Source organism: Pantoea sp. X-Soil-ISGK-421 (assembly GCF_059730785.1).
Map to the genome: position 1 here is coordinate 729,288 of NZ_AP035980.1, position 12,490 is coordinate 741,777.

Consider the following 12,490-nt stretch of genomic DNA (forward strand, 5'->3'; position numbering starts at 1 on the left):
TATGAGCCTGGCATCCGCGCTTGTTACTACCGAACAAAACAACCGCAAATTACTTGGCACGTTTCTGCGAACGCGCCGCGAAAACCTCGATCCCAATCGACTCGGCTTGCCGCGCATGCGTCACCGCCGTACGCCAGGGTTGCGGCGTGAAGAAGTCGCGCAGTTGGCGGATGTGGGCGTGACCTGGTATACGTGGCTGGAACAAGGGCGCGATATTAAAGCCTCGCCGAAAACCCTGACGGCGATTGCTGCCGCGTTGCAATGCAATGATGTGGAAACCCAACACCTGTTTTCACTCGCCGGGCATGCGTTACCCTCGATGCGTGTGGTGGCAGCCTGTTGCAAAATTGCCGCACACAATCAGCAAATGCTTGATGCCATCCAATTACCGGCGATTATTGAAACGCCGCGCTTCGATATTCTCGGTTACAACGCCGCGTGGTGTGCTTTGATGGGCGTTGATTTGGCAGAAATCGCGCCAGAAGATCGTAACTGCATTTGGCTGGCATTCAATCATCCGATCTGGCGTAAAGCGCTAAATGACTGGGATGAAGTGATGCCGCAAATGGTGGCGATGTTTCGCGGACAGATGGGCGAGCACCTTGGCGATCCCCACTGGGAAAGTTTTCTTGCCCGCTTGTTGAACAGTTCAGATGAGTTTGCTCACACCTGGCAGCGCTATGAATTGGGCCAGGTGGAGAACCGCGTGAAACGCTTTTATCGCGCCGAAGTAGGCGAACTGACGCTGCGGCAAAATAACTGGTGGTCGGCGTCACGTAACGGCGATCGTCTACTGGTGTATGTGCCGGACGATGAAACCAGCGCCGCGGCACTGCAGCAGTTAATCAACCCCTGATTATCCAGCCTTGCTCGTCAACGCCGGAACCGGTGTCTGCGGGCGGGCGCCCTCCTGGCTGGTTAAAAGAATCTGACCCAACAAGCTGTCTTTGTTCACTACGCCATATTTCAGGTTGGTATCCAGATATTTGCGGTCAAATCCCGTCAGTTTAGTGAGCGGCGGCAACACTTCCGGCAGGCGATCCACCATCAGCATGCGGCTCAATTTCACCGGACGCCATTCCACCAAACTTTGATAGAGCAGCGCGCTGGCTTCGCATTTGCGCAGATAGAAGTTGTACTGATTGTTTTCACGTAATGCCTGCTGCTGCGCGATATACACCACCAGATAATCCGGCGGCGTAATACCCTGAACAATGGTTTCGTAATCTGGCAGCGCGAGAAGACGACGGAAAAATTCGTCGGCACCCACCTCGACAATCGGTCGGAAAAAATGTAACCAGCGGGCGATGAAAGCGTTATGTTTAGGTGCGGCCAGAAACCAGGATTCAATCACCGGATAGGCTTTATCCAGCGTGGAACTGTCGCGATAAAACGCAATCAGGTCATAACGATTATCAACATTCACCGCCAGCAACGTGTCCATCGTGCGGTTGAGAATGATAGTGGCATCCATCCAGATACCGCCATAGCGGTGCAGCAGTTCCAGCCTGATAACGTCACTTTTGTGTGAAGGGCGCATATCCTGATGCACGAACTGCAGATCGGGCAGATAGTGCTGGAGATTGAGGTTATTGATAACGGTTACCAGATAACCCGGATTTTCACGCACGATCTTATCGACAAAGATCTGCACTTCTTCCGGCAGCGTTTCACTTTCCCAATACATCCATATCTGACGTGGAATAGCGGCTGGCGCGGTCTGGCCTGCCAGCAAAATAATATCCTGCTCTGCGGCCGGGTTGTAATTGGGCAACCTTCTGCGTTTAGTCAGCTTTTTTTCCGCCAGTAAACCTAATGAGACCAGATGGGTTTTAAATTTATTCTTTTTCATCGTTTCTCCAGCAGCACAGCCGCCAGTTAACTACTTATTGCTGTCAAAAAGGCACACATCAGCCCTGCATGTCATGCTGCAGAAAGCCGATAAAAGCCCGGAAAATTGGCTCAAAATTATCAAACAGCGCTCATCGCGACAATTTAATAAACTGCCGAAACCTCACTTTAAGAGAATACGTAGAGCGCCGGGATTGCGGGAGACGGCCTCAGCTTTGTGAAACGTTACGCAAAGCTGAACATCTTAGAAAAACGGTTAAAATTAATACTGGATATATAAACAGTATTGCGTATACTTATTCAACAGCCACAGGGCTGAGTAAGTCTGCAAGAGGTGATAATGATGATGATCTCAACGGAAAGTCTGTCTGCTTTGAATGCATCGATGATGATGAGCAGCCGCGAAATTGCCCACGTTACTGGCATCACGCACGGCGAAGTGAAGCGCCTGATTAAAAGCCTGGAAACCGCACAGCGCCTTTCCCAGCCTTTGACGGTGAATCTCTATGAGCATCAGGGTGAAGTGCGGCAGGCATTTCATCTTAATAAGCGCGATTCATTATTAGCCGTAGCCCGGCTTTCGCCTGGTTTCACTGCCGAATTACTCGATCTTTGGCAGCAACGGGAACAGTTTACCCATTTGCCTGATTTCACTAATCCGGCGGAAGCGGCTCGTGCCTGGGCAGAACAGTTTGAGCAGCGCCGCGCGGCCGAGCAGCAACTTGCGTTGTCTGCTCCAAAGGCAGAGTTTTTTGATCGCTTTGTGGAGATCGAAGACTCGCTCGGCTTTCGTCAGCTGTGCAAAATGTTGAAAGTAAAGGAAACTGAGTTTCGCGAGTTCCTGTTAGAACGCAACATCATGTATCGCGAAAAAGGGTCGCTGGCACCGCAGCAGCACCATATGCAGGCGGGTTATTTTACCCTTCGCTCCGGGCGTGGCGAGAATCAACACGCTTTCTCACAAGCACGCTTCACCGCCAAAGGCGTGAAATGGGTGGCCAGTTTATGGGCGGGGCATCTGTCGGCTCAGCCGAAAGGTGTGGCTGCTTAGATGTGCGCAGGCATTATAGCGGCGCACTTTGTTTCGCGATAAAGCGCGCCGCTACAGAATGTGCGAGCATTTAGTGCAGAGTTTAGCGGTCTGGCTCCATACTAACGGTGTTTACCCCGTGAATGACAATGTCATCAGCATCTCATGCCACGCCATCCCGCCATGCTCCGAATTCGACGGTTTGACGTACTGATAGCCCCATTTTTTATACAGCTCGACGTGCTGGGTTTTGCACATCAAATGAATGGTTTGCTTGTCCATATTCTTCATCAGCTTGATAAACTGCTGCATCAACAGCGATGCATAACCTTTACCCTGATAAGCGGGATCGAGCACCACCGACATGATGACGGCGTTAGGCGCTGCCGGATCGTGGCCAATCAACTCTTTGAAGGCTTCATCCGACATCACAACTTCCCAAGCGCAACCGGCGTTAATAAAGCCAATCACCTTGCCGTCTGTTTCCAGACATAAAAATCCCTGCGGATACTGCGCGATGCGAGTGGCAATTTTTTCGCGCGTGGCGGCTTCATCACCTTCGTAGGCATCAATTTCTATCGCGTAACACCGATCCACATCTGCCAGGCTGGCTTCTCTAAACACTAACGTCGACACAACAAACCTCTCTGATTCATGTCTGAACGGCGGCCATTGTACGCACGTTCCGTAGCGGCGCAATTTATTGCGCAATATCGAGATAGGGCAAGATCCGCCATTCAGGTGCTAGCTAAATCGCGCCGCTCCAGGATCGGCGCGATGCAGATTTATTCCAGCGTCACCACACGGTTTTCCCGCGCACTAATAAAAGCGGCATCCAATACCTTCAGCACTGCAATTGCCTGATCGGGCGTGACCGGCGGTTCAGTACCGTTACGTACCGCGTCGACAAATGCTTCGTAGTAAGCGTGATACGCACCCTGCTCTGACGGAACCACTTCCTCGCCTTCAGCAATGTGCAAAGTGCCCCAGTGTTCACGCTGCTCATAACCCCAACCTGCTAAGTCATCGGCTGGGCGTTTACCGGCAAAAATCGCCTGCGCCTGCACATCCGTACCTTGCGACAGATAGCTGCCTTTCTCGCCGTACACGCGCAACTCACGCGCCACAAGTCGATTAACTTTGCTTGAAGAAACGTAAGAGTGACTGCCATTGTCATGTGTCAGGGTAATAAAGAAACCCGCGTCGGTTGGGCCTTCAGCTACCTCAATGCTATCCAACTGGGCATAGACGCTGTTAACTGGGCCCAGAAGCCACAATGCCTGATCAACCAGGTGACTGCCCATATCGCGTAACAATCCACCATTCGGGCCACCTTCCAACGTTTGCGGCTCGTCGAGATCCATGCGGTTATGCAAACGCCAAACCTTGCCTAAGCGTTGTTGCTCGATCAGTTTCTTCAGCGTCTGCATATCAGCATCAAAACGACGATTGTGATACACCCCCAGCACCACACCTTTCGCGGCAGCCGCAGCGGCCAGCTCGCGACCGGTTTTAGCGTTGGGCGCAAAAGGTTTATCAGCGATCACCGCCACACCGGCATCAATTGCTTCCAGCACCAACTCGCGGCGGGTTTGCGCCGGCGTGGTGATGGTGACAATATCCACGCCAGCCGCCAGCATGTCAGTCAGACTGGCAAAAATTGCCACATTGGGGAAATCCGCTTTCACTTTTGCGATGGTTGCAGGCGCACGTGCAACAATACCCGCCAGCTCTAATCCTTTTGCTGCTGCAATAAAGGGGGCGTGGAAATTTTTGCCGCCGGTACCGTAACCCACAATGCCAATTTTCATGCTGCCTCCATGTGAAATGAAAAAATAGTAAATGTCGTTTCTGATGATAGTTGTTACCGCCTGAGCGCGTCGACTTTTCCACTCAACATTATCTAATGCCCTGAAAACTCATTTAGTGCCCTTACAATTCAACAGGTAAATTATCCAACTAAAAATGTATTGAATTTTTATAACTCTCATCACTATTTTTACGACTTTTTTACGGGGCGGTCGGATAGATTAAAACCATCGACAGCCTTAGAGATTTAAAGGAATAGCGAAAGATGAAAAGCATCGAATTAACAGGCAGCGGATCAATTAACAGCAGGTCTGCGGTTGCTGACCTGGCAGAACAACAACGGCTTAAAATGCTGTCACCGCGTAAATGGTTTAAAGGCGATTTTTCAATTAGCACGGATAAAACGTTACTCAATACGCACTTTCTATTTTCAGTTTTGAGCCATCACGATTCAGATAAGCGACATATTGCCTTAGCCTTGCGCGGCAGTCTGTGTTTTGGCGTTTACCGTAATGAGCGCCAAATCGGTTTCGCGCGCATCATTTCGGATTTAGCCGGTACCGCCATTATCCGGGATATCTATATTTCGCCGGAATACCGCTTCATCGGATTAGGCTCATGGTTGTTGAGTTGCTGCCTGACACATCCGGCGATGCATAAAAGCCAAACCGTTATTGGCTGGGGAAGCGACGCCTCGCATTTCCTGAAAAAGAATGGCTTCAAACCGGTTGCAAATATGCCTGAAATGCACCTTGTGCAGGTTCATCCGCATAACGTAAGCGGTCAGTTCTCACCGGTCCATTAACGCGTGTGAGTGTCTATCATGAGCGGCATTATGCAATTTTTATTACGCCAACCCCTCTTCAATTCTCTGCCCCATATTCACAACCGGCAGGTTAAGCAACGGATGAAACCTATGTCAGGCTTAATTTTGGTATCGCACAATCAAAATAATGCTTCAACCCTTTCGACCATTTATGAAAGCATTCTCACGCGTCGCGGCGGCATGTGGGTCAAATGGAGTGGGGAGTTTGAATCTTTTACAACTGAACCTCATCGTGAACTGAATTTTAATAGTGGTAAAGAATTCGATACCCTTACGTTTCGGTTAACCAAAGCGGAATATGAAGAAGGTTATCATCAATACATCCATCAGGGATTATGGCCGGTATTTCATCAGCGCCCCGACATGGCGCGTTTTTCCACCAGCAGCCAAATCGGTTATATGAAACTGAATGAAACCTACACGCGCGCCATCAGTGAATATGCTATGCCCGATGATGATATTTGGTTGCAGGATTATCACCTGATTCCCACAATTAAAATGCTGCGTGATGCCGGTCTGATAAATCGTATCGGTTTCTTTTTCCATCAACCGTTCCCGGCGGGACAATCATTTGAATCAGTGCCGAACTGGCGCTATCTGGCCGATTCATTATTGTGCGCCGATCTGATTGGCTTCCAGACCACCCACGACATGAACAATTTCACTGCATGGATAGAATCCAGATTCCGTTGTGAACGCCAAACGCCTTACACGCTGCGCATTCATGGCCGCCAGATTCGGGTAGGCGTATTTCCGGTAGGCATCGATACCGCAGAAACCAGCGCGTTAGCCGAAAGCAATAGCTGCCAGTATATGGAGCAGCAGTGTCGTGCAACCTTACCGGAGAATCTCATCCTCAGCGGCGGGCATTTTGACGATAGCACCGGAACGCCCTACCGCATTAGTGCGATTGAGGTGTTACTGCGGCAACACGAGGAGTATCACCACCAATTTTCACTGGTACAGCTGGCTTCAGCGGCATCCGGTTATAGCCATCGCATTAAGGAGTTATCGCGCGATTTGGAGAGCCGCTGCGGCGAAATGAACGGCGTGCATGGCGAGCTGAACTGGTATCCGGTGAGGTATTTGAGCAATCATTATTCGCGTGAAGAACTGTGCGGATTTTACCGAGCCGCGCGCGTGGCGCTGGTCACACCACTGATAGCCGGGATGAGTTTGATGGCGAAAACCTATGTAGCCGTGCAGGATCGTGCCAATCCCGGCGTGCTAATTCTGTCGCAGTTTGCCGGTGCCGCCGAGCAGATGCAGGGCGCGTTATTGGTGAATCCTTACGATCCCGATGCAATAGCGGATGCCATTCATACCGCGCTCATCATGCCCCTTTCGGTGCGTCGCGAACGTCATGCTAACCTGATCAAAAATCTGCACCTGCATGATTGCCACAAATGGGCCGAAAACTTCATCAATGCACTACAGCCGCGGGAACAGGATTTCGATTTAACACTAAAGTCAGGTGCGATTATTTCCAATGGTTTTAGTGGGCGGTTGCGTTATTGATCCTGAGAAGGAATGATGCCGCCTGCGGGCGGCGATCATGACGTTGTAATATCCCTCATTACTGTGCCGCCGGGAAGTTGCGCTTGATGGGCGCGAACGCATCCACGCTTTTACCCAGCAGACGCGGCGGGCGGAAGTCGCTCAGCAATTCACTCGCCACATCATTGATGAGCTCTTCAGCCACCAGCTTGCCAATCAACGGCGACAGCGTGATGCCGCTGTGTGTCACCGCCACATACACGCGCTGATGGGCGGTGACATAACCCAAGGCTGGTAAACCGTCTGCAGGACGCGCACGTTGCCCCACCACAATCTGTTCTATCTGCAACTCGCCCGCATCCGCAAACAGTGCGTGATAACGTTCGCGGAACTGTGCAGCGATCTCGCTAGTGATCGAGGGAGGTGCGGCAGAATCGGCCAAATGATCCAATTCTAAGGCTTGCAGCAGCAAACGTCCGCCGCCGTCCGGGCGTACATTGAGTTGTGGAGAGATGAGATTGGCATTGAGCGACAGCGGCTGCGGCGCGGTACGCACCAGAAAACTGCAGGCCACCGCGTTCGGTTTGCTGGTATCCAGCAGCGCCAGATTGAGTCCGAGCGACTTCAGCAGCTGATTGGCCCAGCGCCCGGTGGCTAACACCACACGATCCCCCTGCCACCGCTCGCCGTTTTCAAGCTGCAGCGTAACCCGCTCTGCCGTTTCGCTGATGCTATTGATACGTTGCTGCTGATACAGCACCGCGCCGCGCGCTTTAGCTTCAGACCATAAGCGCGCCAGATAAAGCGCCGGATGTAGCAGCGATTCGGTCGGGAAATGCCATACGCTGCCGCTGATGGCCTGCGCCCGCAGCTCTGGGATATCGCGCAGCACATCGGCTGGCGACGCTTCACGTGCCGCATACCCCACCGATTGCAATGAAGTGGCGCGCTGCTGCAAACGTTGCTGCGCATCGCCCTCGGCCGCCCATTCCCAGGTTCCGCCGGTTTCCAGCCAGCGCAAACCGTTCGGCTGTGCATGCTGCAGCTTGAGATGCTCTTCCATCGAGAGCGCATTGAGCAGGTGATAGCTGTGGGGCTGTTTGCCGTTAGAGTTAACCCAGGCAAACGTCGTGCTGCTGGTACCCGCACCGATGTGCTGCTGTTCGAATACGGTAACGTCAACGCCCTGCAACGCTAAGGCACGCGCCACCGCTAATCCGATAACGCCGCCACCGATAATTGCAATTCTCTGTGCTGTCATAATGGGCTCCTGAATGAAGTGCCGATATCATAACAGCCTGGCTGAGCGAAAATGGCTATTGCTAAAGAGGGAATATTGCTCAGGATATAAGAATTTCGTCTGCATCGGGACGCTAAAATTATACCGAAGTCAGAATCTTCCCATCAGCGAAATAAGCCAGCAAATTCTCCAGCACATTATTGGTCATTTGCGCACGGGTTTCATGGGTTGCACTGGCAATATGCGGTGTTAACAGCACATTATCCAGTTCACGCAGCGCGGGATTAATTTTAGGCTCGTCCGGATAAACATCGAGTGCGGCTCCTTTAATGGTTCCCTGCTGCAGAGCGGCGATAAGATCGGCTTCGTTGAGCACCGTGCCCCGCGCGATATTGATCACAACGCCGTCTTTACCGAGCGCGGCCAGCACGTTGGCATTAACCAGTTGCACATTCTCTGCGCTGCCCGGCAATGCCAGCACCAGAAAATCGCTAAAGGCGGCGAGCTGCTCGATATTGTCGCAACGTTTATAGCTGACATCTTTCGCCGAACGCGCGGTATACGCCACTTCCATACCAAAAGCTTCAGCACGACGAGCAATAGCTAAACCAATTGCACCCAAACCGGCGATACCGATTCTTTTTCCGCTGGCGCGGCTGGAGAGTTCAACACCGTTATTTTCCCATGCACCCGATTTCGCAAACTGATGGTAAGCCACCAAATTACGCGAGAAGGCTAGCGTCAGCGTCAAAGCCAAATCGGCGACATCATCAGTGAGAATGTCGCGGGTGATACTGACCTGAATATCGTGTGCGGCAGTATATTTAAGGTCAATACGATCGGTGCCAACGCCAAATACGGCGATCGCTTTGCAAGCGGGCAGTTGCTCTAATAATGCCGTTTCCACACCGACATCGCCCCGCGTGACAATAGCCTTAAGCTGTTCGGCGTGCTGCTGAATAAATTGTGCCGGATCGTGCTGCTCATATAAGCGATGACATTGAAAATGTTGCGTGAGTTTTTCATCCAGTTGCGGCATCAACGGTTGAATAATCAGAATGGCAGGTTGTGAAGTGGTCATTTTATTTTCCTTTAGCGGTATTTGTCGGTCACCAGACTAACGGAGTTATTTATGTTACGGCGCAGCTGTTACTTATTTCGCTAATAAGATCACGTTGAGATAATTACATGCAATGCATCAATATAGTGACTCAATCGGCGCTAAATCATAAAATGAAAAATGTCCAATGTGCTTGATGTCATCGATAAACCTTGCCGTAATCGCGAATCCAGATAAACCGTAATCCCATACAGGGTGCATGGAACTGGCTCGCTTAGCCTTCACTGCTTTAAGCCAAACAGATCCATGATGAATTCGTCAGGATGATAGATTTAATTGGCAAATTCAGCCAGTAGCCCTTTCGAAAAATCATTCAGGCTCATCGTGATAATGACTTCAGCCTTATACCATATAGCTACAGCGACAACATGGCGGGCAGTGGAATGCAACGAATAAGCGGTTCAAATTTCGTCCCCTTACATCGGAAAGTGCTCTATTCAACTATGCCTGAGTTTTTGCCAGCTTATCCTCAGTGATGTCAGGCTTGTTACTGCGTGAATTACGCTGCCATTCATCCTGAATAGTGCCTGTTCATTTTGGTTGGAATCGCCCGGTCAGATCGATGCGAAGCAGTACATCGCGTTGTGTTGATGGATAAAAGTAAGCATCCAGTGAACGCGCATTGTTGAACAGAGTTTATGACGGCAGTCTGCTCACTCTTCCGTTATACGGGGAGTGAGCACCTTGACGTCCACCAAAATCCGTTATTCCCTGTCGACCCGACGACCCCACCTTCGTGACTGGCAGCTGAGCAGACTGTCTAAAGTCGCTTAAGCACGCCTGCACAACCTAAAACCTTCGGCAACGGGACGCTCAACCTCACCGGCTGCTCCGTGACCGCCAGCCCCGCGGCACTTGTCGACATGCGCGACGGCATCGACACCCTCACCCGCAGGGTGGCTGAGCAGCGGCATCCGGCAACGGAAGGCAATAATGCGTTCATCTTCACCATCAAGGAGCGTACCCGCCTGAAAATACTCATGAGTGACCGTAACGGCGTCTGGCTCTGTACTCCACGCCTGCACCAGGGTCACTTCACCTGGCCGCGCGACGGCGATGAGGCCTGCCAGGTCACCCCGGAACAGTTCGCCTGGCTCATCGCTGGCGTCGACGAGCAGCGCCTGACGGGCGGACCGGCGGAAAAATAGGACGAGTAAGATACGAAAAGGACGCCGCGACCGGGCCGACATTAACCGTCAGCTTCGCGAGCTGTTGCCCGCCCGCGGAACCCAAAGCAGAAACCGCTGATGAAGGTGTTTCGTAACGGGCTGACGGAGAAGAAGAGTGTTCAGCGCCGGGCGGCGCGCTGCATAAGGCCATCACGTATACGCTGAAGCGGTGGTCGTCGCTGCAGACGTATCCGGACGACGGTCGTGTGCCGCTGGATAACACCCAGTGCGAACGGGCGATGGGGCGGAAAGCGTGGCTGTCCGCGGGTTCGCCGCATACGGACGAGCGGATGCCGGACCTGGTGAGCCGGGTAGAAACGGCGCGGCTGTACGGCCTGAATCCAGGGTCGTAGCTGCGTGAGGTGCTGGAAAACGGTCGTCATGGCCGGCTTCGCGGCTGGATGAGCAACTGCCGTAAGCCATAAACTCACCGCAGTAATCCCCCGTGTGGAAACAACCATCATCCCGACTAGCTGCGCAAGGTGAGTTCACCGGATGAATAGGCTCAACTCCCTTTACATGCTAAGTTAATTAAGCACCTGCTCACCTGCATTTTTCTCAAGTCGATAGACATCAATCATGGAAAATATCACCAGGAGTGATACCCCGATAAACGCCCACTTAACATCCGCTTGCAGTGGTGCGTAATGGTGATTCCACAGCATCGACATTCGCAGCGCCAGTGCTGAAATAGCTATGCCTGCGCTCATTGCGAACTGGAAGAAAATACTAAAAATTACCGATGCATCACTCATCTTTTCCTGAGGTATATCCGCGAAGCCAAGACTGTTATAGCAACTAAACTGGAGGGAGCGCGTAAGTCCCCCGACAAATAATATTAAAGCAATAGTGAAATAGCCCATGCCCGGATCCAGCGTCGCGCAACTTAAAATAGCGAATAGGCTTATAACCCCATTCCCTAACAATAAGCGTCTAAAGCCCCACCGTTTCATTAGCCAGGTAGTCGCAGGCTTCATGGCAAGATTCCCTGCAAAGACCCACAGCACCATTGTTCCTGCTTCTACGGCGCTCCAGCCAAAACTAATCTGAAATAATAAAGGTAACAAAAACGGAATGGCATTAATGGATGCCCGGAAGAATGAACCGCCTATTACTGCGCTTCTGAATGTGGCAATCGTCATGACATTAAAAGGCAATAGCGGATTTCTATGGTTCAGGCTGTGACGGAAAGTAAGTAGGCCAAATAAGATGCCGCCAGCAATCAGTATAAAGCCGCTTTCAACTTTGCTGTGACCAAGAAACTCCAATCCAACGATCAGCATCACGCACGCCGCTGCGGTGAAAATAAAGCCCTTCACGTCAAAGTGACGTTTGATAACATCTTTGGTTTGCGGTACGAGGAAAAATGTCATGACGAGGGCGATAAGACCCAAAGGGATATTCAGCCAGAATATCCATGACCAATGGCTGTAAGTCACAATTAGGCCACCAAATGGCGGTCCCAGCACAGGAGCAATCAATCCGGGCCATGAAATAAACGCGATGGTTTTCACCATGTCTTTTTTGGCCGTCATCCTGAGTACCACCATTCGACCAACCGGTACCATTAGCGCGCCACCCACACCTTGCAGCACACGGCTAAAAGTGAACATCGCTAAATCGTTACTCAGACCACACATTATTGAAGCAAGCGTAAATAGCAGAATCGCACCAGCGAAAACGTATCGGGCACCAATGCGACCAGCCAGCCAACCACTGATGGGGATAAAGATGGCCACTGCGAGAAGATAGGCGCTAATGCCGATATTCAGTTCAACCGGGCTAACGCTAAAATCTTTGGCCATTTGGGGTATCGCGGTTGCAATAACCGTGGCGTCGAGATTCTCCATAAAAAATGTGACAGCCACCAATAACGCCAGCCAGACGCTATTACCAGAAGTTGGGTTGCCGTTATGGCGGCTGTAATTCATTACGGTGAATTCCTTTC

At 51.5% G+C, this 12,490-nt stretch carries 11 protein-coding genes and 1 pseudogene; 6 read left to right on the plus strand and 6 right to left on the minus strand.

From position 1 onward, the window contains the following. Position 1 precedes the first annotated feature (1 nt). A complete protein-coding gene (locus AC6I8K_RS22010) occupies positions 2 to 856 on the plus strand; it encodes a helix-turn-helix transcriptional regulator (RefSeq protein ID WP_064739802.1) in 855 nt (284 codons plus the stop codon). Here the strand turns inward: AC6I8K_RS22010 and AC6I8K_RS22015 are convergent, their stop codons facing one another. Further along, positions 857 to 1,852: a glycosyltransferase family 32 protein gene (locus AC6I8K_RS22015; protein WP_497827600.1), complete on the minus strand. Its 996-nt coding sequence runs from the start codon at positions 1,850 to 1,852 to the stop codon at positions 857 to 859. Positions 1,853 to 2,194: 342 nt separating this feature from the next. Here AC6I8K_RS22015 and AC6I8K_RS22020 point away from each other — a divergent pair, with 342 nt between their 5' ends. Beyond that, the gene (locus tag AC6I8K_RS22020) at positions 2,195 to 2,902 is read left to right on the plus strand and encodes a phage antirepressor KilAC domain-containing protein (protein ID WP_196762357.1); all 708 of its coding nucleotides are present in this window, start codon (positions 2,195 to 2,197) and stop codon (positions 2,900 to 2,902) included. A 111-nt stretch (positions 2,903 to 3,013) separates the two neighbouring features. On the opposite strand, the gene AC6I8K_RS22025 is transcribed toward AC6I8K_RS22020, so the two are convergent. Together AC6I8K_RS22025 and AC6I8K_RS22030 are read right to left on the minus strand one after the other, a co-directional pair. After that, entirely contained in the window at positions 3,014 to 3,517 is a 504-nt protein-coding gene (locus AC6I8K_RS22025; protein WP_064739799.1) for a GNAT family N-acetyltransferase, read from the minus strand. A gap of 149 nt (positions 3,518 to 3,666) precedes the next feature. Beyond that, complete coding sequence (locus AC6I8K_RS22030; protein ID WP_497827601.1) at positions 3,667 to 4,692, minus strand: Gfo/Idh/MocA family oxidoreductase; 1,026 nt, start codon at positions 4,690 to 4,692, stop codon at positions 3,667 to 3,669. Between the two features lie 263 nt (positions 4,693 to 4,955). On the opposite strand from AC6I8K_RS22030, the gene AC6I8K_RS22035 reads away from it, so the two are divergent. Both AC6I8K_RS22035 and AC6I8K_RS22040 read left to right on the plus strand, forming a co-directional pair. Continuing rightward, on the plus strand, positions 4,956 to 5,495 hold the full coding sequence (locus AC6I8K_RS22035; RefSeq protein ID WP_497827602.1) for a GNAT family N-acetyltransferase: 540 nt from the start codon (positions 4,956 to 4,958) through the stop codon (positions 5,493 to 5,495). A 111-nt stretch (positions 5,496 to 5,606) separates the two neighbouring features. Then, complete coding sequence (locus AC6I8K_RS22040) at positions 5,607 to 7,034, plus strand: alpha,alpha-trehalose-phosphate synthase (UDP-forming) (RefSeq protein ID WP_497827603.1); 1,428 nt, start codon at positions 5,607 to 5,609, stop codon at positions 7,032 to 7,034. 58 nt (positions 7,035 to 7,092) lie between these two features. Here AC6I8K_RS22040 and AC6I8K_RS22045 read toward each other — a convergent pair whose 3' ends face one another. Further along, positions 7,093 to 8,274, minus strand: coding sequence for an NAD(P)/FAD-dependent oxidoreductase (locus AC6I8K_RS22045; RefSeq protein ID WP_497827604.1), 1,182 nt, complete (start codon positions 8,272 to 8,274; stop codon positions 7,093 to 7,095). A gap of 118 nt (positions 8,275 to 8,392) precedes the next feature. Continuing rightward, a complete protein-coding gene (locus AC6I8K_RS22050) occupies positions 8,393 to 9,334 on the minus strand; it encodes a 2-hydroxyacid dehydrogenase (RefSeq protein WP_497827605.1) in 942 nt (313 codons plus the stop codon). Between the two features lie 872 nt (positions 9,335 to 10,206). Between AC6I8K_RS22050 and tnpB the strand changes: the two genes are divergently transcribed. Continuing rightward, complete coding sequence (tnpB, locus tag AC6I8K_RS22055; RefSeq protein WP_483818223.1) at positions 10,207 to 10,521, plus strand: IS66 family insertion sequence element accessory protein TnpB; 315 nt, start codon at positions 10,207 to 10,209, stop codon at positions 10,519 to 10,521. Between the two features lie 155 nt (positions 10,522 to 10,676). After that, a pseudogene (locus AC6I8K_RS22060) lies at positions 10,677 to 10,895 on the plus strand (IS66 family transposase); the annotation flags it as partial. A gap of 174 nt (positions 10,896 to 11,069) precedes the next feature. Here AC6I8K_RS22060 and AC6I8K_RS22065 read toward each other — a convergent pair. After that, entirely contained in the window at positions 11,070 to 12,473 is a 1,404-nt protein-coding gene (locus AC6I8K_RS22065; protein WP_483818221.1) for an MFS transporter, read from the minus strand. Positions 12,474 to 12,490 lie beyond the last annotated feature (17 nt).

Coding starts and splice junctions, on each gene's coding strand:
- AC6I8K_RS22010 (WP_064739802.1), top strand. CDS start 2: ATGAGCCTGGCATCCGCGCTTGTTACTACCGAACAAAACAACCGCAAA.
- AC6I8K_RS22015 (WP_497827600.1), bottom strand. CDS start 1,852: ATGAAAAAGAATAAATTTAAAACCCATCTGGTCTCATTAGGTTTACTG.
- AC6I8K_RS22020 (WP_196762357.1), top strand. CDS start 2,195: ATGATGATCTCAACGGAAAGTCTGTCTGCTTTGAATGCATCGATGATG.
- AC6I8K_RS22030 (WP_497827601.1), bottom strand. CDS start 4,692: ATGAAAATTGGCATTGTGGGTTACGGTACCGGCGGCAAAAATTTCCAC.
- AC6I8K_RS22035 (WP_497827602.1), top strand. CDS start 4,956: ATGAAAAGCATCGAATTAACAGGCAGCGGATCAATTAACAGCAGGTCT.
- AC6I8K_RS22040 (WP_497827603.1), top strand. CDS start 5,607: ATGTCAGGCTTAATTTTGGTATCGCACAATCAAAATAATGCTTCAACC.
- AC6I8K_RS22045 (WP_497827604.1), bottom strand. CDS start 8,274: ATGACAGCACAGAGAATTGCAATTATCGGTGGCGGCGTTATCGGATTA.
- AC6I8K_RS22050 (WP_497827605.1), bottom strand. CDS start 9,334: ATGACCACTTCACAACCTGCCATTCTGATTATTCAACCGTTGATGCCG.
- AC6I8K_RS22065 (WP_483818221.1), bottom strand. CDS start 12,473: ATGAATTACAGCCGCCATAACGGCAACCCAACTTCTGGTAATAGCGTC.